Annotated in this window: 23 protein-coding genes and 1 pseudogene; 6 read left to right on the forward strand and 18 right to left on the reverse strand. The window is 45.9% G+C overall.

Going from position 1 to position 24154, the window contains the following annotated elements; genetic code table 11:
• Positions 1–29: 29 nt before the first annotated feature.
• The 3 genes from QT998_RS12045 to QT998_RS12055 form a co-directional block, all read right to left on the reverse strand.
• Positions 30–1205: a D-alanine--D-alanine ligase family protein gene (locus QT998_RS12045; protein WP_333116910.1), complete on the reverse strand. Its 1176-nt coding sequence runs from the start codon at positions 1203–1205 to the stop codon at positions 30–32.
• Between the two features lie 22 nt (positions 1206–1227).
• A complete protein-coding gene (locus QT998_RS12050) occupies positions 1228–2292 on the reverse strand; it encodes a DMT family transporter (protein WP_333091533.1) in 1065 nt (354 codons plus the stop codon).
• A 188-nt stretch (positions 2293–2480) separates the two neighbouring features.
• Positions 2481–2981, reverse strand: coding sequence for an acyl-CoA thioesterase (locus QT998_RS12055; RefSeq protein ID WP_194012814.1), 501 nt, complete (start codon positions 2979–2981; stop codon positions 2481–2483).
• Positions 2982–3127: 146 nt separating this feature from the next.
• On the opposite strand from QT998_RS12055, the gene QT998_RS12060 reads away from it, so the two are divergent.
• Complete coding sequence (locus QT998_RS12060) at positions 3128–3982, forward strand: universal stress protein (protein ID WP_333091536.1); 855 nt, start codon at positions 3128–3130, stop codon at positions 3980–3982.
• 581 nt (positions 3983–4563) lie between these two features.
• On the opposite strand, the gene psbM is transcribed toward QT998_RS12060, so the two are convergent.
• From psbM to QT998_RS12105, 9 genes are all read right to left on the reverse strand, one after another.
• Complete coding sequence (gene psbM, locus QT998_RS12065; protein ID WP_193970859.1) at positions 4564–4677, reverse strand: photosystem II reaction center protein PsbM; 114 nt, start codon at positions 4675–4677, stop codon at positions 4564–4566.
• Positions 4678–4901: 224 nt separating this feature from the next.
• Positions 4902–5198, reverse strand: a complete 297-nt coding sequence (locus tag QT998_RS12070) for a 2Fe-2S iron-sulfur cluster-binding protein (RefSeq protein WP_194065444.1) — start codon at positions 5196–5198, stop codon at positions 4902–4904.
• A 238-nt stretch (positions 5199–5436) separates the two neighbouring features.
• Positions 5437–7332, reverse strand: coding sequence for a TolC family protein (locus QT998_RS12075; RefSeq protein ID WP_333092891.1), 1896 nt, complete (start codon positions 7330–7332; stop codon positions 5437–5439).
• A gap of 139 nt (positions 7333–7471) precedes the next feature.
• Positions 7472–8857 (reverse strand): TIGR03279 family radical SAM protein, encoded by a 1386-nt coding sequence (locus QT998_RS12080; protein WP_333116908.1) that lies wholly within the window; start codon positions 8855–8857, stop codon positions 7472–7474.
• 239 nt (positions 8858–9096) lie between these two features.
• Positions 9097–9450 (reverse strand): DUF5615 family PIN-like protein, encoded by a 354-nt coding sequence (locus QT998_RS12085; RefSeq protein WP_194066250.1) that lies wholly within the window; start codon positions 9448–9450, stop codon positions 9097–9099.
• 6 nt (positions 9451–9456) lie between these two features.
• Positions 9457–9789: a DUF433 domain-containing protein gene (locus QT998_RS12090; protein ID WP_194066251.1), complete on the reverse strand. Its 333-nt coding sequence runs from the start codon at positions 9787–9789 to the stop codon at positions 9457–9459.
• A gap of 61 nt (positions 9790–9850) precedes the next feature.
• Positions 9851–10189, reverse strand: coding sequence for a hypothetical protein (locus QT998_RS12095; RefSeq protein WP_333092889.1), 339 nt, complete (start codon positions 10187–10189; stop codon positions 9851–9853).
• Positions 10190–10272: 83 nt separating this feature from the next.
• On the reverse strand, positions 10273–10494 hold the full coding sequence (locus QT998_RS12100) for a hypothetical protein (protein ID WP_333116904.1): 222 nt from the start codon (positions 10492–10494) through the stop codon (positions 10273–10275).
• Between the two features lie 27 nt (positions 10495–10521).
• Complete coding sequence (locus QT998_RS12105) at positions 10522–13080, reverse strand: sigma 54-interacting transcriptional regulator (RefSeq protein WP_333092887.1); 2559 nt, start codon at positions 13078–13080, stop codon at positions 10522–10524.
• Between the two features lie 359 nt (positions 13081–13439).
• Here QT998_RS12105 and QT998_RS12110 point away from each other — a divergent pair, with 359 nt between their 5' ends.
• Complete coding sequence (locus tag QT998_RS12110) at positions 13440–14066, forward strand: Uma2 family endonuclease (RefSeq protein ID WP_333092886.1); 627 nt, start codon at positions 13440–13442, stop codon at positions 14064–14066.
• 291 nt (positions 14067–14357) lie between these two features.
• Here the strand turns inward: QT998_RS12110 and QT998_RS12115 are convergent, their stop codons facing one another.
• Positions 14358–15125: a class I SAM-dependent methyltransferase gene (locus QT998_RS12115; RefSeq protein ID WP_333092885.1), complete on the reverse strand. Its 768-nt coding sequence runs from the start codon at positions 15123–15125 to the stop codon at positions 14358–14360.
• Between the two features lie 80 nt (positions 15126–15205).
• On the reverse strand, positions 15206–16108 hold the full coding sequence (locus QT998_RS12120) for an undecaprenyl-diphosphate phosphatase (protein WP_333092884.1): 903 nt from the start codon (positions 16106–16108) through the stop codon (positions 15206–15208).
• Between the two features lie 426 nt (positions 16109–16534).
• Here QT998_RS12120 and QT998_RS12125 point away from each other — a divergent pair, with 426 nt between their 5' ends.
• The 4 genes and pseudogenes from QT998_RS12125 to QT998_RS12140 all read left to right on the forward strand — a co-directional run bounded on the left by QT998_RS12125 (position 16535) and on the right by QT998_RS12140 (position 21531).
• Positions 16535–17146 carry a thylakoid membrane photosystem I accumulation factor gene (locus tag QT998_RS12125; RefSeq protein ID WP_333116901.1) on the forward strand — a complete coding sequence of 204 codons (612 nt, stop codon included), beginning with the start codon at positions 16535–16537 and terminating at the stop codon, positions 17144–17146.
• Between the two features lie 809 nt (positions 17147–17955).
• Entirely contained in the window at positions 17956–19200 is a 1245-nt protein-coding gene (locus tag QT998_RS12130; RefSeq protein ID WP_333116899.1) for a sensor histidine kinase, read from the forward strand.
• 394 nt (positions 19201–19594) lie between these two features.
• A pseudogene (locus QT998_RS12135) lies at positions 19595–21025 on the forward strand (aldehyde dehydrogenase family protein).
• 158 nt (positions 21026–21183) lie between these two features.
• Positions 21184–21531, forward strand: coding sequence for a DUF779 domain-containing protein (locus QT998_RS12140; RefSeq protein ID WP_333092881.1), 348 nt, complete (start codon positions 21184–21186; stop codon positions 21529–21531).
• 140 nt (positions 21532–21671) lie between these two features.
• Here QT998_RS12140 and QT998_RS12145 read toward each other — a convergent pair whose 3' ends face one another.
• From QT998_RS12145 to QT998_RS12160, 4 genes are all read right to left on the reverse strand, one after another.
• Complete coding sequence (locus tag QT998_RS12145) at positions 21672–22139, reverse strand: hypothetical protein (RefSeq protein WP_333092880.1); 468 nt, start codon at positions 22137–22139, stop codon at positions 21672–21674.
• Between the two features lie 24 nt (positions 22140–22163).
• A complete protein-coding gene (locus QT998_RS12150; protein WP_333092879.1) occupies positions 22164–23234 on the reverse strand; it encodes an FAD-dependent monooxygenase in 1071 nt (356 codons plus the stop codon).
• Positions 23210–23356 (reverse strand): hypothetical protein, encoded by a 147-nt coding sequence (locus tag QT998_RS12155; RefSeq protein ID WP_333092878.1) that lies wholly within the window; start codon positions 23354–23356, stop codon positions 23210–23212. Before QT998_RS12155 ends, QT998_RS12150 begins: the two co-directional genes overlap by 25 nt.
• A gap of 89 nt (positions 23357–23445) precedes the next feature.
• Complete coding sequence (locus tag QT998_RS12160; protein WP_333092877.1) at positions 23446–23997, reverse strand: DUF2854 domain-containing protein; 552 nt, start codon at positions 23995–23997, stop codon at positions 23446–23448.
• Between the last annotated feature and the right edge of the window lie 157 nt (positions 23998–24154).

Raw genomic sequence — 24154 nt, forward strand, 5'->3', positions numbered from 1 at the left:
GCCCTACAAGATGTTTTGTCAAAGTTCAATTAGCGAAGTAAATCCACAATATGAGGAATAATCGCGATATGTTGAGTCAACAAATAATCCAACCGATCCGCCAGCAAACTAAAAATTAAATCGTTATAACTCATCCCGTATTCCGCCAAGCCCAAAGTAACCAAACTTGTCACATTTTCGTCTGGATGTTTTAGATCTGGCTTCGGATTTGCTTCCAAAACATAAAGTGAACCCTCAGCATCACTCCTGACATCAATCCGCACCAAACTGTTCAAACTAAACTCCCAATATATTTTGCAAGCTAACTCAATTAACCTTTGTTTGAGTTCTGGTTCTTCCTCCCCCATCAACCGCCCGCGATCTGCCGTAATCGCCTTTTGATCCATAGAAGTAAAGATGCGTTCCTCCGGTTCAAAAACTCGTTCTACCGTGGAAAAGGCAAAGGGTTTTGGATTTTTGGTAAAACAGCCTTTAGCATGAGTTACATAACCACAAACCGCTACACAAAATTCTCTTCCTGGCAAATATTTTTCAATTAAAGCCGTATTATGAGTTTCTCGGTGAACTTCTGAAACCGCCTGAGATAAGCCCTCAATTTTGTCAATAAAATGAACCTGCAGCGAAGCCCGGCCGGATACTGGTTTAACAATAAAAGGCCCTCGATAATCACCGAAGACTATGGCAAAACGCTCGTGCAAATTAGGTTTAAAAATTCCTTGGGAAGGGTGCCAAGTCATAAACGGAGCAGTTTTTATTCCGACTGATTGCAGTTCCCGTTTAAAAGCGTGTTTGTTGTCTAAAGTAGAACTGTTTAAAGGATTGTGACCGACATAGGGCATTCCCAACATTTCTAACAAGGCGGGAGTGTGACAAACAGGATTGTAGCCCTGCACTCCGCCCGTATTTAGCCAGACTAAATGGATTTTTTGTTCTTTTAGTTGTGCGGGCAAGTTCATGTCATCAGGGATGACAAAGACGTGCTGAAAGCCGATTTCGGTTAATGCTCGGGCAATCTCGCGGGCGACGATTTCGTAGCTTTTCCAAGAACGGGGATTGTGCGTTTTGTAAATTACGGCTCCCTGGCGATCGCAGTTGCCGCCGAATACCACAGCAATCCGCAGTTTGGCAAACAGCTTTTCTAAGTATTGAGGGAGCAAACTCAATTCGTAATGCCAGGAATTTATACCGGTTGATGTTGCTACCATTTAAGTTTTTTCCTTTTTTGTTTTATTTGCGATCGGCATATTTGCTCGATTTGGCTAAATATATTCCAGCCAAAACTACAGAGAAAGCGAACCAATTAAACAAGCTCAAATTTTCCGAAAATAGCATCCAGGCAATAATCGCCGTAATTACTGGTTCTAGGAGCAGAAAAAGGGCGACAAATCCCGATGACAAAGTGCCGAGACTGTGGATGAGAAGTCCTTGGCCAAAAGCTTGACAAATCACGGCTAAGGCAATTACAGTCAGCCATCCCTCCCAAGAATAAGGGAAAATTCGATCGCCCTCCAGCAAAACCAAGGGCAAAATCAAGAGGCTACCAATCAAACAGCGCCACATCAATATAGTTGTCGCCGGGAACTTGGTTCGCAAATCTTCCGCAATCAGCAGATTTGCTGCATAAAACATTGCGGATAACAAAGCAGCTATGTCCCCGGTAAAATTGTCTCCCGCGATTTGTAAGTCGGTAGTGCCGATCGCAATTGCGCCTGACAAAGCCACTACCAATCCCAGCAAAAACCTGCTGTCAAAATGCCGTCCCAACAGCAGCCATCCCCCCAAAGTAGTAAATAAAGGAGTTAAGTTGCGAAGTACGGTAGAATTAGCGACATTAGTTTGAGTTAGCGACCAGGCCCAGAAACCGAGAGAAGCAGAAGAAACCACGCCGACGGCTGTTAATAACATCACATCCTTCAGAGTGTAGTTCGATCGCGCTTCAACTACATTCCCAGACATTCGGCGGCGCGCTTCCCCCGCCCCGTTCCAAATTCCAAATACCGCAGTTGCTATCCACAAGCGGTTAAAAACCGTAGCATTCGGACTGATTTCCCGTTCGCTCAACCGAATAAAAATGGCCGCCAGGGACACCGCCAGCAGCGCCACAGACAGCGAGACGATCGCCCAAATTTTACCTTGACTGTCGTCAGCTAATTCACCGTTGTTTAAATTGTCCGGGTTTCCAGAAACAATCGTTGTTTCTTCTGCTATTGACGCAGGTATTAACTGATTATTTGCCAAAATATTGTGCTGAATGTCAATATTTTCTTCGGCTAATTCCAATTTTTTTGACATTATTGAAAAGTCCCACCAAGGCTGAAAGTATAAATTAGAAGAATGCCAAAACCCGGTCAGGAATTACGCACTCCTTACTTAAGAAACCGGGTTTTTTGTTGGCATCAAGGGCTACAACCAAATTTTTGGCAAAAAACCCAGTTTCTGGCGACCCGTGCAGGACTATATTTTTGGTAGTTAACAGCAGCTTAGGTTGAAGGTTTAACAGAAAGTTTTGTCAAAGCTTCCTTGAGCGCCGGCGGCAATTGGCGGATAATCTTGCCCTTGTCCCGATCGACACCAACCAAAGTTACCTGCGCCGTCACGTATAATTCCTGCGTATCGGGCGATCGAATTTCGTAATCCCAAAGCAGCCGCACACCCTCACTCGCCGCCACCCGCGTTCTGACAGCCACCAATTGACCCATTTGCACAGAGCGGTGGTAGCGCAGCGAAAGCTCCACCACGGGCAATTCCAAACCCTGCGCCACCCACTCCGCATACTCAATACCGAGAGAGCGCAAACTTTCCACCCGCGCTTCCTCCATCCAAGCCAGATAAGTCCCGTGCCAAACCATACCCGAATAGTCAGTATGGTGAGGGTAGACTCGCACCAAATATTCAAACCAGCCCTCAGAGTCCATACCGGGTCGATTTTGAATAGCACCAGTCGGTGCGAGTTCTGGTTGAGTTCGATCGTTCTCTAACACGTTACAAATTGTTCCAAAACGCTACATTTCTACAAATCATAAAGCAAACTTCAGGCCTATGCTTGACATTGACCCCCTAGAGTACCAACGCTCTAGTGAGAGAGTCGCACAAGAAAACTCAACTGTTTTTACTGCAAAAAACAACCATGATAGAAAAAATTTTAGTAGCCGTCGCCGGTCGTGGCTTGTGCGAAGAGATGTTTAATATGTTGATGGACATCCCTTCCTTGCAACAAAGCTCTGTCACCGTATTGCACGTCGTGCCGCCCCAAGTGACATCCGACGGCATGGCCCAAAAGTTGGAAGAAGGAGGCAAGATTTTAGCACAAGCAGTCCAGTCCTTAAAAATCGATCCCAACAAAGTCAATCCCCGGTTGAAACAGGGAGACCCAAAAACCACAGTTTGCCAAGTCGCAGAAGAAGAACAATCCGACTTAGTGATTATGGGTTCTCGGGGATTGGGACGGCTGCAATCGATTTTGGAAAACTCAGTCAGCCAGTACGTTTTCCAGCTAACATCCAGACCGATGCTGTTGGTCAAAGACGACATCTACGTCAAAAAAATCCGGCGAGTCATGGTGGCCCTAGACCCATCTGAATCCGCCAAACAATCCTTAGAACTAGCCCTATCTTTTGTCAAAGAAGTCAGCGGCGGACAGATAATTTTAGTGCACGTCACCAAAGATTTGACTGGAAAATCCACCGAAGATGTAACAGCAAATGCTGAAAAAGACCCAGTATTAGCTTCCGCAGTAGCCCTCGCGAAACAACTGGGAGTTAGCTACCGCTGCGTGAGTGCCACAGGTAAGCCCGGGGAAGAAATTTGTCGGATTGCAGACGAAGTGAATGCCGATTTATTAGTAATCGGTTCCCCGGATCGGCGGCCCAATGTTGCCAAAAACTTTTTGGATCTCGATCGACTCCTAGGAAATTCCCTCTCGGACTACGTGAGAGTCTACGCCAACTGTCCCGTCTTGCTAGCCCGCACAGTCGTCGGCTAGACTCTCACCGCCAGCGGTGGGGTGCGGCGAGTGCGAGTAATTCTCGATCATCCGCTAGCAATCTCAAAACCTCAGCACCATTTATTCCCGGCGTGCGTCAGTTTTGAGATTGTGAAGAAAGTAGCTAAAATCTTCCTAGGAATGGCAAGCAAATCGTTTAAGCGATTTGCTTATTTTGCTTGTTAGCGACAAAAGTCTGGTAACCAGCAATTACTAAATTGTATTCCTAAGTAATATCGTTTCCGGCTGCATTGTCAGGTGATAACTTAGAGAGAAATTCATGAATGATTTTTATAAGTCACCACCTATCTCGGTGCAATTTTCAGTTGTTCGATTCACAGTCAACAGTCAACAGTCAACAGTCAACAGTCAACAGTCAACAGTCAACAGTTAACAGTCAACAGTCAACAGTCAACAGTTAACAGTTAACAGTTAACAGTTAACATCATGTATGAGTGCAACCGAAATTGATATAATTAAATTTTCGTTCCCAAACAGTTCACAAAAAAAGCGCCCCAGAAAAAAACTGTTGGCGCTTTTTTTGACTACTAGCTTTTGCCAGACAAAAATAGCAGCAATTGCTATTCTTTTCCACCTTGACGGCTAGCCGTTTGAATGTACAGAATGATGAGAAAAACGCTGGGAACCAATACAAACAGAATGGTTGCCACAAAACCTAAATCATTAACTTCCATGAAGACCCCCGCCTCTATCAAAAAATAGGAAAACACACACTACTAGGATACCACTCAAAGGCCAAAGGAAAACTCGAAGACAGAAGGAGCCTCGGAGCCTCGGAGCCTCGGAGAACCCGAGAACCCGAGAACCCCAGAAGTCTACAGCTTCTTCCCTCTTCCGCCTTCCGTCTTCCGTCTTCCTCCTTCCTTCTTCCTCTTCCCTAGAACTTGGCAAACCCTAGCTACGGCTTAGTCTTCACGCTCACCGGGCCGTTGACGGTAGTTTGACAAGCCAACCGATAGTTTTCGGGCTTTTTCTTGAGCTTGCGGTTCTCAAAATCAGTACGGGGCGAGAGGTTTTCACTTCCCTCGACAATTTCCACAATGCAGGTGCCGCATTGACCGTAGCCCCCGCAATTCATCATCTTTCCCGAAAACGTGTACAAGTCGATGCGGTTTTCTAGAGCTTTGAGCCTCAAATTGGCTCCATCTGCTGCGATGACTTCCTGATTTTCCTTCACAAACTTGATATTGGCCATTACCGATTCCTTAACGCAGTTGACATGGAGCTCTCTAACCAAATATTAACTAATGTGTCGAACGTTTCATACCCGATGTCTCATCCTTTGCGATTAAAGGTCGATCGCCCCAACCCAACCCAAGCCAACCCAACCCAATCTCATAGCATTTGAGATTTGAGATTTGAAAATTGGGAATGACCGATCGGATATGGGTTTGGAGTTGACCTACAGTGGCATTTTTTGGGGCAAACTCCTATCAAGGAGCATCCGAGAGGTTATTACTGGGAAGATTGCTCACAGCCCGCTGGAGAGACGAAAGCCCCAGGTTGTAGGTGACAATTGCCGACAATCGGTTTCTCTCAGCCCTAGTCAAATCAGTTTCCGCCTGAATCACATCCGTCTGAGTACCCACGCCAGCTTGAAACCGCAGTCTCGCCAGACGCAGAGCTTCCCTCGACTGCAAAACCCCCGCCTCAGAAGTTTCGATGTTCTCAAAACTCGACTCCAAGCCAAAATACGCTTGTTCCACTTCCCGGCGCACTTGGTTGCGGAGTTGGTCAAATCGACTTTCGGCGATCGCAATATCAGCATCCCGCTGTTTGATCCTCGACCTCACCGCACCCCCATCAAAGATATTCCAAGTCAGATTCGCTTGCAGCGCATAGCCGCTTCCCCAGCCGCGAGTAGAAAACGGGTCTGGATTGTCAGAAGTTACCCCCTGGAAGTTGTAGGAACCGCTGACACTGACTTGAGGCAGTCCCCCCGCCCGAATCGATCGCCTTTGCTGCTTGCTGATATCCCTCTGTACCAACTGCTGTTCCAACTCAGGGCGATTCTTAATAGCCTGCACGATACTCTCTTCCAAAGACAGCCGCCAAGAGCCAGCTTGCTCCACCGGGTCAGCCGCCGTCAAGTTTGCCGACTGGCTGATATTCAAAAGCTCAGCCAGCCGGCGCTGGGCCACTCGCTGGTCGCGGCGGGCCACCGAGAGTTGCTGCTGTTCGTTAGCCAAATTTGCCTGAGCTTGCAACACCGCAAACCTGGTTCCTACCCCGGCCCGTTCCAAAGCTTCAGCATCCCGCAAACTTTGCTGGGCATTTCTCACAGAAGCTTGGCGGATAGCAACTTGTCCGTCGGAGTTTTGCAAATTGTAGTAAGCCTCAGCAGTGTCGAAGCGGAGTTGCTCGGCTTGGCGCTCCAAATCGAGTTCCCGAAAGCGCAACTGTTCCCTAGCCGCGCGGATGTTAGCATTGCGGCGGCCGAAAATGTCGAGGTCGTAGCTCAACTGCAAACTGTTGTTGAGACTGGTGCTGCCGAAATTGTCGAACTCGGGAGAATTCGCCGGCAGTTGTTGGTTGGCCGGCAAAGTCTCATTGCGGCGTAGCCGGGACTGCACCCCAATCTGTCCGCTGGCGCTGACTTGGCGGCTCGCGTTCATTTGAAAAGTCAAGTCTGGAAATAAAGCAGCTTGTTGTTCGCGCACGGCCGATCGACTTTGTTCGAGTTGTTTCTCGGCGATTTGCAAAGTTTGACTGTTGCGGCGGGCGAGGTCTATAGCCTGCTGCAAGGTAATTGACTCTGTTTGCTCGATCCTGACATCCTCGGGCTTTGTCGGAAACAGCAGCGGATTCGGGTTGGGTTCTAGGGAAGCCGGAGGGTTGGTTTCTAAAATGCCCTTCGGGGTGACTGGGGGGAAACTTTCGATGGGAGTGCCGCGGGGAGTTAGTGCTGGCAAATTGGGCGCCGGAACACTGTTTGGGCCGCTCGGAATTGGCTGCTGAGAGACTGTATTTGCGGGCGTTCCAGACTGCGCCTTCTGTGCAGACTGAGTTGCAGGGGAAGCCGGAGCAGCCTGTTGGGGCTTTGATGCTTGCTCGGGCTTGGTTGGCTCAGTTGCTGCGATATTTGCTTCCCCTTGCCGATCCGCCTCGGAGGTTGGGGGGTTAAGGGCGATCGATTCTTCGGGCTCTGATGCTGGTTCTGACGCTGTGTTTGAGGTCGATCGAATATTCGGGCCTAATTCGAGCTGATTTAAGCTGGCAGAGCTGTCGAGAGATTGAGCCGGGGGCTGGGCCGAAGCAGTTTGTGCGGCGTTGCTGAAAGTAATTGCAGCGCCCACTCCGACCACGACGATTTGACGAAAAACACGCATAATTTTTTAATTACTGCAATTCTAGAGACAATTTTAGAGCAAGATTGAGTTCTCAATTTTCGAGTCTGTAGCCGGGACTAAACATTTACAAGTCACAATTACCTACTCATCTTAAACTTTTGAATGCTTGATTCAAAATTTAGAATTGAACTTCAGCAGTTGCCAGACCGATCGCCCCTGAGATTAGTTCCTCTACTCCGCTCACCGGCAAAATCCGGGTTTTCAGCGAGCTAGCTAGCTGTTCTACGGTCATGTCATCGAGAAAACGAGGTTCACCCTGTTTTAGCATAACCGAAGGCAGCAAGATGCCATCTCCCAAGTCTCGCCCCTGCAAAGCTTCCAGCAAATCTTGCCCGGTGAGCAAACCCGTGACGGTGATAGTTTGTCCCCAGTAGCGGCTGGAGAGTGCGGCCATGTTGACCGACAAGCCGGGAATTTGGTTTAGTTGTTGTACGATCGGCCCAAAAGCCTTTTCAACAGCATTCCCCACCACCCAAACCAACTGGCGCGGCCCAATAACCGGCAGCGGTTGCAGCTTAGCAAAAGCCGCTTCAAACTGCCCAATAAACTGGCGGATAGAACCCACACCATTACCAATTTGGGGATAATCTTCATAATCAGCCGCCGACGGCAAATCCAAACCCGCGATTAAAAACCATTCATCAGCCAGCCAAATACAGCCAGATTTTGAATTCTTTTTCTTGGCTTTTCCGCGGCCTTTCCCCTGACTCAAAACCCCTTGAATTTGATGCACTTGCGCGATAACTTCCCGCGCTTTTTCGGCAGTTACAGCAATCAATTCATCTTCTGCAGGGCGAAACCGAGTTAAACCCACCGGCACTACAGCCACCGATGCCACAGCCGGGATATTTCCGGTATGAAACTTTGCCAAATCTAACAAAGTGCGTTCCAAATGTTCGCCATCATTAATTCCCGGACAAACCACAACTTGAGCGTGAATTTGCAAGCGGCGTTCTTGAAACCATTTAATTTGCTCTAAAATCTTCCCAGCCCTGAAATTTTTCAGCAACCTAATCCGCACGTCCGGTTCCGTAGCGTGCACAGAGACGTAGAGAGGAGAAAGCCGCATTTGTTCGATTCGTTTCCACTCTTTTTCAGTCAGATTGGTGAGAGTGAGATAGCTGCCGTAAAGAAAACTAAGTCGGTAGTCATCATCTTTGAGATAGAGAGTTTCCCGCTTTCCCGGTGGTTGTTGGTCAATAAAGCAAAAAGGGCAGCGATTGTTGCACTGAATTAGTCCGTCGAAGAGGGCAGTTTCAAATTCAACGCCCAAGTCTTCGTCATACTCTTTTTCTATTTCTAATTTGTGAGTTTTGCCCTTAGCATCTAAAACTTCTAGTTCCAGAAATTCGTCGGCGCACAGAAATTGATAGTCGATCAAGTCGCGGGGTTTTTGGCCGTTGACAGCGACGATGGAATCTCCGGCATCAAATCCCATTTCTGCTGCGATGCTGTCGGGAATAACTTTGGTAATTCTGGCGGGTTTGGTTGAGGATTCGCTCATAAGTTCGCGCTTGCATTTTCAAGTTTGATAAATTGCTATTCAAAAATTAATTTTCTATTTTAATCAAGTCTCAACTCATATCATAATTTATACCATTTGTCAAGCAGGATGCCTAGTAAAAAATATGTGTTTGTGAAGTGCGATCGACCCACAATCCACAAGCTTTCAAATGATTTATTGTATTTATTAAGTCACATTAAATCTGTATCATTAATTGAATTATGACAATTTTATGGCAGTTAGCGTAAAGGTAAAAATCGCACTTGTCCTTCCCATTCTCCTTCCAGACTGCACTCAGAAATCAGCAAAATTTCCTCAATCGCCAAACCCACTGCAACACGGCGGCTGACTTCAAATAACCCTGGCATCGCCAAACCAGCTTCGATTCTATCGTAGGCAAAGTTTGTCATGGTTGCTACATCATGAGTTAGTACAACCCGCCCTTGCAGCGCAGCCCATTCTAAGACTGTTGGATCGTCTGCTTCTCTGAGTCCTATATCTTGAACGCGGACAATCTCAACATCGGGATTCCGCCGCAAAACACCCCGAACAATTTGATTGTTAAAGTTTTCATCAGCCAATAATCGCAGCATATAAAACTACCCTTTTTGGTTGCGTCTTGCTAATAAGCGATCGCGTATTCCAACTGGGTTAAAACGCTTTTCTGCTTCCTGCTGAACTTCTGCGGCAAGACGTTGACGTTCCATCAGATAAGCATCAACTTCGGATTGGTGTCGCAAGTAGTAGCCGATCGCAAAATAAATATCCGAAAGTTCAAGAGACGGGTACTGTTCCCGGATTTCTTCTGCTGTGGCTCCTTCTAGAAAAGCTGTAAGGACTGTATCTAAGGTGACTCTGGTTGTGCTAATGCGGATGACACCGTTTGCATCAGCCACAAGCGGAATTGGTTCAGCCGTAGGAACGAGTAGCATTTTGAGATTGAGGGCGGTGTGAATTTTCTATCTTCAGCATAGCCGATCGACACTCCCGGCTCTAATATATTTTTTCTGCACATCCTCCTGCAATCTGCACCTGAAAAGTTATTCCCGATCGCATTGGCTGCCATCCGAGTTGCACCGCTTGCCGTATCCATTGTGCTACATCAGAGGGTCTTACTGGCATAAATGTACAGTTAGTTGTTGGATTCCAACCTTGAGAATGAGCTCTATCGGTGATAATAACTAACACCGATCCCGATCTATCAGCGTGTTCGACAGCAACATGAAGATTTCCCGATTCTGCTTGCATATTAGCAGCTTGTCTTCGGATTAGCCAGACGAAAGGTTCCCCATCTACAATAATTTTTCTTGTTCCTTTTTTCGGTATTGACATAGTTTGCTTCCAGCCAGTTTACTCATGGGATTATAACGAAAAGACTAAAGCATCTGATTCTTCAGAAGTTGTGCTAAACCCTCCTAAAGTTGAGAAAGGGGTAATGTTTGTCCAGTCATGGCTTGCTGCCAAGATTGGCGAAAGCTTGCTATTGAAAAATCTGTATCTTCCTCTGTTATTGCAGCTTGAGTTTCCAGAGAATGGGTGCGTTGGATAATACCGGATAGTGTTTTAAGTAGTTCAAGCTGTTCTGTCAGTGACAGTGACTGAGCAAGATCGATCGCTTGTTGAAGTTGTGAATTCATAGTAAATCCTCCTGGTTTTATTTTACATTAGTTACCCACGATCGCATACCACAAACTCACCATCAGGCACAAACTCGCTAAATGCTGAGGAATCAAAGATTTAATCGATCGCTTAGCAATTTTTTGAGTCACAAATATCGTCACCAACAATGAGACAATCAAAGTAAAACCTTGCAAAAAGCTAATCACCGCTGGATCTCCTACAAAACTCGGCAAATCATCTCTAATTTGTCCGAAAGTGGCAAAAGTTACCGGAATCAATCGCCCGCCTTCCTGCAAACCCAATCGCCAATAGTGAGCCAAACTACCGCCCCAGACTAGGGGTAGATATCCATAGGCAAGAAAGACAAATGAGAGAGGTTTATAGGTTGTAAATGGGATAGTTTTTGCTTGTCCCAATCGGTAAATTGCCTGCATGACGGCATAAGCTACTAACGGAATCAGCGGCGGGATAATTAACACCGCAAGCGACATTCCTAAGTGAGGTAAAAATTGCTCTAAATTGATGCCCAACCCCAACAAACTATCGATTTCCGGTAAGCGATGGAGATAGATACCGCCTAATAATAGAAATAACAAGGCAACTTCATAACTGTGAGGAACATGGGTTGTCCATAATTCGATTCCCGGAGGGCGCACATTTAATTCTACCGATCGATGGGGACAAGCTTTTAAGCAAGTCATGCACAAGACGCAATCTTTATTATCAGTTAATTGGGCCGGATGGGAATAAATTGGACATCCATTAGTGGTTAATCCTTCCCCCAAGCCCGGGCCGCCTTTATAGCATTGGTAGGTGGTGCATTCCGCCGCGCAGGTTCCTTGTTGGGCGCGCAATTCGATGATTGAAAGTTTAGCAAATAATCCATTCATCCCTCCGATGGGGCATAAATATCGACACCAAAGCCGCCTTTCAAAAATCAGCGAAAAAATTACCGCGCCCGCCGTAATTAGCAATAACAAACAACTGGATAAATAGGCAGTGTTTTCTAAATTCCACAACTCTTCCCAGAGAAAGATTAGGGTAAATAGTCCGAATAGAAACCAACCACCCCATTTTTCAGCTAATTGGCGCGGCCATTTTTTGAGAGTTCGCGGGAAAAATTTTAGCGATAGTTTTTGGACGATTTCTCCATAAATCATAAATGGGCAAAAGGCACACCACAATCGCCCGACTAGGGGGAATAATAATAACATCAACGGCCACCACCAGGCCCAGAAAATGTTCAGAGCAAAATTATGCTCCCTATCTTGGGGGGCAACAAATAGAATAATTACTACTAATGCAAATACCCAACTTGTAAACCAATAATTTACGCGATCGGGATACCAATCACTCCGCAAAAATTGCCTAAATTTAGGATAGATATTTAATAAATTCAGGCGAAATCTTTGTTTTTTTGCCGCTTGGGCCCAAAATACTTCTTCGGTTAGTACCTGACTTCCCTGGGCTTGAACTAAAGCGCGATCGACCATTCCCTGCAATTCCTGCAAATTACCGGGGAAATCGTAGGCTTGCAAGCGGCGAATTGCTTCTGGTGTGACTTGGGGCTTGACTAATTTCTTTTTGCGACCAATGATATTGAGATAATAGTTGACTTGTGCTTCTAAATCTGTTTTTCGCACCCGCAAGGATGGGACTTTAATCTTGTGTTGTGTCAGCTTATCTAGCTTGGGCTGCACAATTTCTGAGATTAAAATAATGCGGGCATTAGTAGAACGCGGTGGCGGTGGTATTTGTCCTTCTTTGACTACTAATGTATAGGTTCCTTCGGTTAATAGTTGCTGAATTTGGGGGCATAATTGAGCTGGTAATTCTTGCACGTCATTGAAAATTAACGTCCCTTCGCCCAACCATTCCAACAATCCTGGTTTGCCGCCCAAACGCCCGAATAATTCTGCTCCATTAGCCTGCAGCAAGGCACTTTTGATCTGAATAACTGGCTCGTTGCGGCGGTGGGAACCGAAATGAATTAAAGCTGCTAAATTATCTTTTTCTAAACCCGGTTCGCCAGAGATTAATACCGATCGATTGTCACTCGATGCTGTGCGAATTTGTTGGCGCAATTTCACTGCATAACGGCTATTTCCAATTACTCCGCGTTTCGCCCTTGGTACTAGATAGCTGCGGAGGGCGTTTTGACGCTCTCTTTCGTAGGCGATTTCTGATTCTAGCTGCTCTAATTTCGCGGCCAAGCGTTGAGCGTAGGCTTCGGTGATGCGTGGATATCTTTCTAGCAAACTGCGCCAGCGCGAGGCACTAATTACCCAAAATTGACATTCTGTACGGGCAATAATTCGACTATCTGCCGGTTGCGATCGTTGGAGGGCGGATAAATTGACGATCGCCCCCGGTAACAAACTACTCCCCCACATTAAACCGGGTTGTTTGCGCCGGTAGCGATCGGCTTGTCCTCTTTCTAGGATGTAGAGATTGGTGACGGGCGTATCTTCGATTACCACTCGAAATCCCGGGGGAAAAGTTGCCATTTCCATTTCCAGCGCGATCGCCTGTAAAATCTCGCGGGATAATATGCCTAATTCGGTGTTGGATTCGAGCCAGTTAACTAATTTTTCGGTAGACATCGCTTAGCCTCGGCGAAAATAGAATCGTAGTATGGATAATAAATTTGATTCTGGTCAGAAACCTGGAAATAATTATATTGTTTTTTGATATTGTTTGTTAAATTCCTTGAATGTATCGGTGAGAGGGGAGGAGGACACTCTTCGCTTTTCGCTTTTAGACCTCGATCTAATGATTAGACTTGTTGGAATTTAACAGAGAAAATCGCTGAAAAGTTTGTCACCATTAAGTTTCAGGCACTTCGAGACAATAACCGCTAAAAGGCTTGCTAGGCTTTTGACTTCAGAGTTTTTTGAATTTATAACCCAACCAGTCTATTTGTTCTGGTAGACTGAAGGCATTGATTGGGCTAAGTTGACTTATGACCATTGCGATCGACCAACCAATACAACAGAAGCCACTCAGCTTTGACGAGTTTCTCGATCGTTATGGTGGCGATAACCGCTATGAACTGATCGATGGAGAGGTGTTTGATTTGGAACCCACAGGCCCGCATGAAGAAGTTGCAGCCTTCATTACCACAAAAATCTGTGTTCAGATCGACGGAATAGGTTTGCCTTGGTTTGTCCTTCAGCGGGGACTATTGCGCCCTTCTAATAGTAGTATGACAGCATTTCGACCTGACATTGCAGTTGTCAATCGAGAGGAACTTCCCAAAGAACTGCTTTGGTCTGAACAGTCGATCCTGACTTTAGGTAGTTCGATTAAATTTGTGGCTGAAGTTGTGAGTAGCAACTGGCAAAACGATTATGCCCGTAAGGTTGAAGACTATGCGGCTTTAGGCATCCCCGAATATTGGATTGCAGACTACGCAGGATTGGGGGGTACTCGACACATAGGGAAACCCAAACAGCCTACCCTCTCGATCTGTACTCTAGTGGATGGAGAGTATGAAATTCAGAAGCTTCGAGGCAATCAGGCGATCGTTTCTCCAACTTTTCCAGGGTTGAAACTGACGGCGGAAAAAGTATTGAGGGCTGGTGGGTGATCGCCTGTAAAATCTCGCGGGATAATATGCCTAATTCGGTGTTTGATTCGAGCCAGTTAACTAATTTTTCGGTAGACATCGCTTAGCCTCGGCGAAAATAGAATTGTGCAGCTTGGTGTAGGAGAAATTATTTAATTTTAATTGATTTTTGCCACCAGTAGGAGCATCTCAGTTTTGCATTTATAGTGCGATCGTCCCCGCTCGCATATTGTACCACTCGCGAGCGGGGACGCTCTCACTACAAAAAAAATCTTTTTGCCAAACTGAGATGCTCCCTTTACTTGTTAACTATCACTTTGCTTTTTCCCCCACAATCACAGCGATGGGAACCGCATAATGAATTGCATCGCCTCGCAAATGTGCGCCAATTCCCAGACTGTCAACACCAATATCATCTCTAAAAATTTGTCGCAGCTTATCGTCATCGCCGGGGTTTGGGAAAGAAGCAGCTAACTGCTGTTCTAGCTCTAATTCTACCTTATAAAATGCCAACTTAACATTTTGAATATTGGCATCCGCGACTAATTTAGGCAACTCTTCCAGAGTCAAGGCGCGAGTATGAGATGGATCGCGCAGCTTTTCAATATAGTTGTAAGCATCAACTTTTTCCGGTGGCATTGCCACGTCAGCAATCAAAATGCGATCGCCCGCCCGACACACCCGAACCATCTCCGACAGCACAACATCCGGCCGTAAAAAATGATGAAAAGCGTAACGACTCAGCACAATGGAAAAACTATCATCGGGAAACGGTAACGTCTCGATATCGCCTTGCAACCACGAGAGATTAGTCAAATTTTTTTGCTCGGTCAAAATCTGGGCTTGTTCTAGCATTGCTGGTGTTAAATCGATGCCAGTAACGTGATGGGAAACTGCCGCAAAAGCACAAGCAACAATACCGGGGCCGCAAGCAACATCTAGAACTGTATCCTTGTCAGATACGTTGGCCATTTTTATCAATAAATCCAGAGATTCTTGATTTGTATGGCCGTATAAGTTGGAGAATGGCACAGCCTGACGGGTGAATTGGTCGATGATGGATTTTTGATGTGCGCTCATAGTTTAATTCTGTCCTTGTTTGCTGCTATTTTGTAGGGCAGGAGCGGCTAAAATCGCTCCTGCTAAGCTTATTTCACCTATTAACTATTTCTCAATGCTCCACCTGCAAGCGCGGTCAAGATAGCCACGCCAAAGGCCAGCCGATACCACACAAATACCCACGTATTCTGAGTTTGCAGGAACTTCATCAGCCACGCGATAGACAAATAGGAAAACACAAAGGCCGAAATCGTTCCCACTATCAAAGCCACAAGTCCAGCACTGTCGATTCCTGAACTCAAAGCACCCTTCAATTCCACTAATCCAGCCAGAGTAATTGCCGGAATTCCTAATAGAAAAGAAAACCGCGCGGCGGCGGCCCTTTCCAGTCCCATAAACAATCCTGCTGTTAGGGTAGAACCCGATCGCGAACACCCCGGAATCAATGCCATTGCTTGACCTAACCCCATCAAAATCCCATCTTGGACGGTTAATTTTTCATAAGTGCGATCGCGCGTGCCAATTTTTTCGGCTATTGCTAACAGCAGCGACATGAAAATCGAAGCAATGGCGATGCTTGCCAAACTCCTCAGCGGCGATTTGTCAAAATTTGGAACAAATATCTTGATTAGCAGCCCAAAAAAGACTATAGGTATTGTTCCCAAAGCAATCCCCAATGCCATTTTAAACTCTTGCGATTTGTAGTCGCGCTGCACCACAGCGTTGACTGCACCCAGAGTTATATTTGTCAAGTCTTTCCAGAAATACCAAAGCACGGCGACAATGCTGCCTAACTGAATCACAGCAGTATAAACAACCCCCGGATCGCCCCATCCCAGGGCGATCGGCACTACCTTCAAATGAGCGCTGCTACTAATTGGTAAAAACTCCGTTAATCCCTGTACAATTCCTAAAACAATCGTCTGCACCAAATTGAGTGGAGCGGGCCCGCCAACATCAGCAGCGGGCGTTTGGGCGAGGAATGCGTCAAGCAAAGCTATCATTAGTTGTCTGTTTCTAGTTATCAGTTGAATTGGACATTTTGCACTATTTTCAGAAGCTAGAAGTCAAGCCCACAACAAATAATTTTTCTTGTGGTGCGGAAACTTCCAGCCCTCCGCTGAAAAGCCCAAATAGCGATATTTTGTCAGTTGAATCGCCTTGTCTGTAGGGTAGCATCTCAGTTTTGAATTTGTTGTTTTGTCGCCCCCTAGGGAGAATATACGATACTCGATCGGGGGGATGGTACTATAACAACATACTTTTTGCATTAATTGAGATCCGGGCGGTCGATCGCAACAACAAGCAAATTATCATAGTCTATTCCCAACTACTTTAACCTACTCAGGAACATTTGCATACATTTGCTGATAAACTTAAAAAAGTTTTTGTTTTTGATGAAGCCAGCTTACAGCAACTGCCAACAACCTATGATATTTTCTGCATCCAAAAAATTAACTGTTAATGCTGATTCTGGCATCCGCTTGCTGCGGCGAATCTTGTCAGCCAGTATTTTAACAGTGGCGATCGCCTTTAACTTGATACTGTTCGCCGGCACACCGCCAGCCTTCGCAAGTCTCACGGACGATCGCTTCGACGGCACTATCTATGCCCTCTACGCCGGCAACGGTTCCCTAGTTCCTCCTAAAGTCAAGCTTACAGATTCTTTCAAACGCAACAAACCGGCATTGTTAGTGTTTTACACAGACGACAGCAGCGACAGCAAGCAATACGCGATCGTCGTTTCTCAACTCCAGGAATTTTACGGCCGCGAAGCCGATTTTATGCCGATAAGCGTTGACTCTTTGCCTCCGCAACCGTCACCAGAACTCACCGAACCCGGTCATTATTACGAAGGTTTTGTACCTCAAACCGTCATTTTAGACCAATCTGGAAAAGTAGTTTTTAACGAGAAAGGACAAATACCGTTTGAACAAGTAGACGATGCCTTTCGGAAAGTATTCGACTTGCTGCCCCGAGAAAAATCCCTCCCGTTGAAACGCCGTGTAGTGAACGAACTCAACGTCGAATTGTCGAAGTAATATCTAATTGCCGACTGCTAATTGTTGCTGCAATTTTAAATGATTCCAGAAAGATATTTTTCGGTGTCATACTGGTGTAAGGTGCGCTGCATCGCAGCCAGAAAAACCGGGTTAATTTATTCTCCTTAAAGCTATAGCCAGGCCGGGTTTTACTGAACCAAAATCTTATAGTGAAAGTCGTCGGGAGCATCGGGTGTTTTGCGTGTAATTATAGTGCTGTCCCCGCTCGCGAGGATATACTTGCGATCGGGCTACTCGCACTATAATAAAAAAATGCTTTGTACAAAAATGAGATGCTCCCAAGTCGTCGGCGACTAACTATAAATCAGTATTTTAGTCGGCGACTGACGACTTTCCCTTGCAGACAGGAAATTTATTCCCTGGCGGGTTTAGTAAGAATTAATTAGCCCTGCCTAGAGAAAGTTTGGCTGAGAGCATCTGGTGTTTTGCATTGATATATAATAGTGCGAGCGTCCTCGCTCGCTTATTGTACTCGCTTATTGCAATGCAGGAGATGCTCCCGTCTTCCCCGTCTCAAACGCTTGGTTTAAAGTTTCTTTTTCCGCTGGTAATTTTGCAGTAAAGTTACGCTTTTATTATAATAAAAAAGCTGGCTGGCGGTGATGGTGACTCTCGGCTGGGGTTTGGTAACTGTGGTGACAATATTATATTAATGAAAAGTTAGGAGCTGTTAAAAAACAAGTAGAAGTGAATTAAAAAAAAGAAGCGTAAGCTAAGAATCCAATGTGATTAAACGCTGTGCAATTCTGGTGGCTGTATCCTAAAGAATAAGTTGTGGAGATGGTGTTATGGCAAAGATTTTGACGATCGCGGATGCTGCGACTTTTGAAGTCGTGCAAGAGTTACTGGAGAGGGAGGGACATCAAGTGAGAGTCGCCCTCGACGGTAAGGATGGTTTAGATTTGGCGAGGGAATTCTCCCCGGATGCGATCGTTTGCGACGGGAATTCGCCTCAAATCAACTGGTTGGAGATGTGCCGGTTGGTGAAAGCCGAGCGAGAATTGGCGGCTACTTATTTTGTGCTGCTGACAACACCACAGCAATTTGCAGAAGTTCAAGAATTGGAGGGGCTGATTGACGATTTCCTGTTTAAACCGATAGTTAAGCAGGAATTGTTGGGGCGGGTACGCGCGGGGAAGCGAGCGCGGGATTTGAGGCTGGAGTTGGATTGCACTCAGCAAAAATTGCAACTGTCGGGCGAGCGAATGCTGCAAACTGAAAAAATGTCTAGTTTAGGGGAATTGGTATCTGGTATCGCCCACGATATTAACAACCCCATTACTTTTATTTACAGCAATCTCACTCACGTCCAAACTTACGCTACCGATTTAATAGAACTGCTGCGATTGTATCAAAAATACCTAGTCAATCCCGACTCGGAGATTCTGCAAAAACAGCAAGATATGGATGTAGAATTTGTACTCGACGATTTATTAAAAATTGTGAGTTCCATGCGAACCGGGAGCGATCGCATCCGGCAAATTATCTTATCGGTACAGGATTTTTCCCGCAGCGATCGCTCTGGCTGGCAGTTATTTGATATTTCCGACGGTTTAGAAAACACTCTGTTATTGTTGCAGCACCGCTTACCGGCCCGCGAGGGGAGGCGGGATATCAAGGTGATAAAGCAATACGGAAATCTGCCGCAAATTGAGTGTTACGCAGGTCAGCTCAATCAAGCTTTTCTGAATATTATCAATTACACGATCGATACTTTAGAAGAGTCTAGTCAAGAGCTGGGGGAGTCGGAATCGGTCAAATTTAAGCCGATGATTGTGATTGGCACTAAGGTGATAGATACTCAGCGGATTGCTATTGAAATTGCTGATAACGACATGGCAACTAGCCCAAATATTGCCGCGCAAATTTCTGATTCATTTTTGATAACAAAACCTATAGAAGACAGCAGCATATTGGGACTTGCTGCCAGCTATCGGATAATTGTAGAGCAGCATAAAGGAGAGTTGAAGTATGTTTTTGAACCTGGGAAAGGTACTAAATTTACGATAGAGATTCCGCTCAGGCACACTTAATTAATAGTTGCTGTCTCAAATTGGGTAACTGGGGAATTATGCTCTCAAAGCTGTCTCGTTCGCGAGTATAATCATCTCCGGTTGGTCGATCGCAATTAATAAGGTTCGTAGTGCGGACTTTAGTCCGTACTAAGTCCCACAGGTTATGGGTTAGACTGGGAAATCCACAAAATACTTTAATCTTAAATACTTTCATAATGTAAAATTATGTATAGTAAATGAGCGAAGTTATAAAAAATAAACGATAGTTGATATTTAAGAGATTTAAAACCTTCGCAAAAATAAGTTTAAATCAGGTAATAAAATGGTAGTAGCAGCACCTTTTCAATCCGGCAATCAGTCGATTTTTCAAGCTCGTTACGACAACTTTATCGGCGGTAAGTTGGTAGCGCCGATGAAAGGAAAATACTCGGAAAACCTTTCTCCAATTACAGGAAAATCAATTTGTCAAATCCCCCGATCGAGCGCCGAGGATGTAGAATTGGCACTGGATGCCGCCCACAGCGCAAAAGACAAGTGGGGTAAGACTTCCCCAGCAGACAGGGCGCGGGTGTTGCACAAAATAGCCGATCGCATGGAAGAAAACCTCGATCGCCTCGCCATCGCCGAAACCTGGGACAACGGTAAACCAATTCGCGAAACCCGCCTAGCAGACATCCCGCTGGCGATCAACCATTTCCGCTACTTCGCAAGCTGCATCCGAACTCAAGAAGGGTCGATCGGCGAACTCGACGGAACCACCGTCGCCTACCACTTCCACGAACCCCTAGGCGTCATCGGACAAATCATCCCCTGAAACTTCCCCATCCTAATGGCCGCCTGGAAACTCGCCCCAGCCCTCGCCGCCGGCAACTGCGTAGTCCTCAAACCAGCCGGGCCCACCCCCGCCTCAATCTTGGTACTGATGGAAATCATCGCCGACTTAGTACCGGATGGCACAATCAACGTCGTCAACGGGCCCGGTGCCGAAATCGGCAAAACCCTCGCCACCAGCCCCCGGATTGCCAAAGTAGCCTTCACCGGCGAAACAACTACGGGCCGGCTGATTATGCAGTACGCTTCCCAAAACGTGATCCCCGTAACACTAGAATTAGGCGGCAAATCCCCCAACATTTTCTTTGAAGATGTCTGCGCCCAAGACGACGAATTCCTCGACAAAGCAGTCGAAGGATTTGTGATGTTTGCTTTCAACCAAGGCGAAGTTTGCACCTGTCCTTCGCGGGCGTTAATTCAGGAGTCAATATACGATCGATTCATGGAAAGGGCGATCGATCGCATCCGCCAAATCAAACAAGACAACCCCTTAGATCCGACAACCGCCCTAGGCGCGCAAGTCTCCACCAACCAGATGGAAAAAATCGCCGAATACGTCAAAATCGGACACGCCGAAGGCGCAGAATGTCTGATAGGTGGCGAAAGAAACATCCTATCCGGCGACTTGCAATAAGGCTATTACTTCCAGCCGACAGTCTTCAAAGGAAACAACAAAATGCGAATTTTCCAAGAAGAAATCTTCGGCCCAGTATTAGCAGTCACCACCTTCAAAGACGAAGCCGAAGCATTGGAAATTGCCAACGATACTCTCTACGGTTTAGGTGCAGGAGTTTGGACTCGCGACATCAACACCGCCTACCGCATGGGCCGCGCCGTTCAAGCAGGCCGCGTGTGGACAAACTGCTATCATTTGTATCCCGCCCACGCAGCCTTCGGCAGCTACAAATCATCTGGAATCGGCCGCGAAAATCACAAAATGATGTTGGATCATTACCAACAAACTAAGAATTTGTTAGTCAGCTACAGCCCGAAAGCTTTAGGTTTTTTCTAAAGTTTTAGTCATTGGGAAGGAAAAAGGAAGAAGAACAAACTTCAATGATTCGTCAACTCCTTCTTTCTCTCTTTCCTCTCCTTCTCTGCGCCCTCTGCGGTTAATAAAAAAAAATCTCATTCACAAACAAAATAAAACTGCCATAAAAACCGGATAAAATGGAAACCATCCCAAAAGTCACCGCAACAGAAGCCGCTTTAAAATTAATCAACTATCTCAAAACTCAACACGGAGAATTGATGTTTCACCAATCCGGCGGCTGCTGCGACGGTAGTTCGCCCATGTGCTTTCCCGATGGGGAATTGATAATCGGTGATGGTGACGTATTGCTGGGCGAAATAGGCGGTTGTCCTTTTTATATTGCAGCGCAGCAATACAAATATTGGAAACACACGCAGTTAATTATAGACGTAGCATCCGGGCCCGGAGGCAGCGATTTTTCCCTGGAAGGGCCGGATGGAGAGCGTTTTATTACTCGTTCTCGCTTGTTTGTTAATGCTGATTGACTTTGTTTAGTTTGATTTTTGCACTATAGCAATTTTATTTGCAATGAACCGCAGAGGGCGCAGAGAGCGCAGAGAAAGAGGAAAGAGAGAAATAATATTTCTATTGAGAAGTTGGGCGTTTTTTGCTGTGTTTAATTTGTTTAGGGCAAACGTATTTCTTCAATAAAGGAGATACCATCAAAAATGCCATTTTTAAAGGCTTGAGTGCTGCGAACTCGCTGATTTTCGCTGAGTAATGTCATTGTTTCAACGAAGGTTATCAGTTCGTTATCTTGGGTTTTAGTTGCCCGAAAGCAAACGGTTTCTTGGCCCGCATCCCACGCAATTGCTGCAAAATCAGAATAACTGCTAGAAGACAGTTTCAAAATCAGATTTTCAAACTCTCCTTGAAAATTAAGCTGGAGGCGAGAACCGTCTGAGTATTGGTAATTATTAATTTGTCGGTAGTGACTTCCTTCAATCGTTACGGTAAAATTTCCGAAGAAGCTGCGAGAAAAATGTCCGCGAGTATCGGTTTTAATGTACTCGCCTTGCCAAGTGCCAATGTGACGTGTGAAAATTTCCGGTACTTTTTCTAAATCAGGAGGGTAAGATATATTTTCTGACATCGGGATTGCTCCTATTTGCTATTTCTAGCGGCGACCTATTTTTAGACTCATTTCACGGCTAGTACGTTGATATTCGTGGACAATCGGTAATCTTTCGGTTTGGAATTTTTCGAGCGTTTCGGGAATATTCGCACTCTCTGCGAGATGTTTGGTTAAATACAAACCATCTTCCCAACCAGAAGTCATTCCTCTAGCGCGTGTGGAACTTTTGGCGTGGGCCGCATCTCCTATTAAGATAACACGACCATCATAGATTTTTGGTAGGGGGTCAATGTCATAGGAAAAACGACAGACAATATTTTCGACTGGGGTTGATTCAATCAGTTTTCGCGCGTCGTCTGGGAGTTTTGCTAGTTCTTCGGGAGGAATGGTAATATTATTAGGTTGCAGCTTCCCCATTTCGGATTCTGTGCGCTCTTTTTCAATAAAGAAACCCCAATGAGTGCGACCTCCACCAATGTGAAAGAAGTTGGCATAAATTCCCCTACCGCGTACATACACAAAAAAGTTTCCTTCGGGACAGAAGCTATTATCTTCGACTATTCCTCGCCAAACGATATCGCCTAAATAGAATAGTTCTACGTTGGGAACTATAAATTGACGAACTTTTGAGACGATTCCATCGGCACCAATTAACAGGTCGCCTTCCCATTTAGTGCCGTCTTTAAAGTGGGCGATCGCACTGTGCTCGGTTTGGGCGATCGATGCTAATTCCGCATTAAAATGAATAGTGTCAGGCGGTAACTCGTCGAGGAGTGCTTCTAGAATAGCTTTGCGGTGTACCAGCATTCCTGGGAGTTCATTTTCTTCGTAGGTGACGGGTTCGGAATTGATGACACCGCCCCGCAGGTTGCGAAACTCGAATACTTTGACTCGATCGCCTGAGTTAATAATTTTCTGGCTAATTTGAGGGTTTCCTTGATGCAGCGCTTCCATACCTGCTTGTACGATCAGGATACCGCAGCCATCGGTGCGCGGATGGGGTGCTTTTTCAAACAAATCAACCTGAAACCCTTGTTGAATCAGCAGAATTGCCAGATAAGCTCCTGATGTTCCTGCGCCGATAATACCTATCCTACTCTGGGACGAAACCATTTGTGCTTCTCCTGATTTAAGATTGCCGATCGCTTCTCCACCATTATTGTAGTTAAGGAAAATCCAATTTGGTCGATCGCCCCTTTGCCGATCGAGCTTTTGCTGATAGCGACAGGTTTCAAGCTGCCGCTAAATTGAGTATCTGGGCCGATGCAGGATTAATTATTAATTGCTGACTTCAAAATTTTCGCCTTCAAAACTTAAGCATACTTTAAGCTTCAGTATTTTTAATTAAAGCCAATTCAATTTTTTCATCAGGCTTTTGAGTGACTTTTGCATCCAAACCCGGGCCAAAGAATTTAGCTATTTTTTCTTGCTTTTCTTCCCAAACTTCGATCGGTATCAGCGGCGAATAAAACTCTAGAATTAACCCGTAAGCACCATCCACATCTACTTCCCGCAACCCTTGGAGGACAGGCCGTTCCTCGTCTGTCGGGGCCAGCCCCAAGCGCTCCAGAGCATCATCTAAGTGCGCGGGTTGGCCGTAGCGAAATCGGGTGATATCTTTGCGGACTTGGTTTTGAGTCTCCGTGGCTTGACTTTCTCGCAGAAGGAGAACTTCGCCAGAGGTGGGTTCGGTGAACTCGGCTGGTTCGAGTTCGGCTGCTTTCAGCGCCAATCCTCCCAACAACAGCGGAATTCCATAAAAAAAGCCGGCTAGATTTAGGGTAGGTTTGTCGGTGAAGTAGGCATAGAACCCGACTACTGCTAGGATACCGCCCACAACTAAGGCTAGGCTTGCTAAAGAAGTTTTACGTAACATATTCGTGAGGTAAGTAGTCCGACAGAAACAAGATACTTTAATTATTATCGGGCAAAAAGTATGGAAAAAATTTAGTTTTTTTGCCAAAACACCTGCGAAAACTGCTAGCGTCAATAAGGGCGGGAGGGCTGTGCACGCACAATCTTGTCTCTCGTCG

This window comes from Microcoleus sp. S1D4 (genome assembly GCF_036700765.1).
Taxonomy (GTDB): domain Bacteria; phylum Cyanobacteriota; class Cyanobacteriia; order Cyanobacteriales; family Microcoleaceae; genus Microcoleus.

What these genes read in the sequence shown, in the direction of transcription:
- QT998_RS12060 (WP_333091536.1), top strand. Translation starts at nt 3,128, where the DNA reads ATGATAGAAAAAATTTTAGTAGCCGTCGCCGGTCGTGGCTTGTGCGAA.
- QT998_RS12120 (WP_333092884.1), bottom strand. Translation starts at nt 16,108, where the DNA reads ATGATAGCTTTGCTTGACGCATTCCTCGCCCAAACGCCCGCTGCTGAT.
- QT998_RS12115 (WP_333092885.1), bottom strand. Translation starts at nt 15,125, where the DNA reads ATGAGCGCACATCAAAAATCCATCATCGACCAATTCACCCGTCAGGCT.
- QT998_RS12045 (WP_333116910.1), bottom strand. Translation starts at nt 1,205, where the DNA reads ATGGTAGCAACATCAACCGGTATAAATTCCTGGCATTACGAATTGAGT.
- QT998_RS12110 (WP_333092886.1), top strand. Translation starts at nt 13,440, where the DNA reads ATGACCATTGCGATCGACCAACCAATACAACAGAAGCCACTCAGCTTT.
- QT998_RS12125 (WP_333116901.1), top strand. Translation starts at nt 16,535, where the DNA reads ATGATATTTTCTGCATCCAAAAAATTAACTGTTAATGCTGATTCTGGC.
- QT998_RS12145 (WP_333092880.1), bottom strand. Translation starts at nt 22,139, where the DNA reads ATGTCAGAAAATATATCTTACCCTCCTGATTTAGAAAAAGTACCGGAA.
- QT998_RS12095 (WP_333092889.1), bottom strand. Translation starts at nt 10,189, where the DNA reads ATGTCAATACCGAAAAAAGGAACAAGAAAAATTATTGTAGATGGGGAA.
- QT998_RS12105 (WP_333092887.1), bottom strand. Translation starts at nt 13,080, where the DNA reads ATGTCTACCGAAAAATTAGTTAACTGGCTCGAATCCAACACCGAATTA.
- QT998_RS12075 (WP_333092891.1), bottom strand. Translation starts at nt 7,332, where the DNA reads ATGCGTGTTTTTCGTCAAATCGTCGTGGTCGGAGTGGGCGCTGCAATT.
- QT998_RS12085 (WP_194066250.1), bottom strand. Translation starts at nt 9,450, where the DNA reads ATGCTGCGATTATTGGCTGATGAAAACTTTAACAATCAAATTGTTCGG.
- QT998_RS12070 (WP_194065444.1), bottom strand. Translation starts at nt 5,198, where the DNA reads ATGGCCAATATCAAGTTTGTGAAGGAAAATCAGGAAGTCATCGCAGCA.
- QT998_RS12080 (WP_333116908.1), bottom strand. Translation starts at nt 8,857, where the DNA reads ATGAGCGAATCCTCAACCAAACCCGCCAGAATTACCAAAGTTATTCCC.
- QT998_RS12050 (WP_333091533.1), bottom strand. Translation starts at nt 2,292, where the DNA reads ATGTCAAAAAAATTGGAATTAGCCGAAGAAAATATTGACATTCAGCAC.
- QT998_RS12140 (WP_333092881.1), top strand. Translation starts at nt 21,184, where the DNA reads ATGGAAACCATCCCAAAAGTCACCGCAACAGAAGCCGCTTTAAAATTA.
- QT998_RS12150 (WP_333092879.1), bottom strand. Translation starts at nt 23,234, where the DNA reads ATGGTTTCGTCCCAGAGTAGGATAGGTATTATCGGCGCAGGAACATCA.
- QT998_RS12130 (WP_333116899.1), top strand. Translation starts at nt 17,956, where the DNA reads ATGGCAAAGATTTTGACGATCGCGGATGCTGCGACTTTTGAAGTCGTG.
- QT998_RS12160 (WP_333092877.1), bottom strand. Translation starts at nt 23,997, where the DNA reads ATGTTACGTAAAACTTCTTTAGCAAGCCTAGCCTTAGTTGTGGGCGGT.
- QT998_RS12100 (WP_333116904.1), bottom strand. Translation starts at nt 10,494, where the DNA reads ATGAATTCACAACTTCAACAAGCGATCGATCTTGCTCAGTCACTGTCA.
- QT998_RS12090 (WP_194066251.1), bottom strand. Translation starts at nt 9,789, where the DNA reads ATGCTACTCGTTCCTACGGCTGAACCAATTCCGCTTGTGGCTGATGCA.
- psbM (WP_193970859.1), bottom strand. Translation starts at nt 4,677, where the DNA reads ATGGAAGTTAATGATTTAGGTTTTGTGGCAACCATTCTGTTTGTATTG.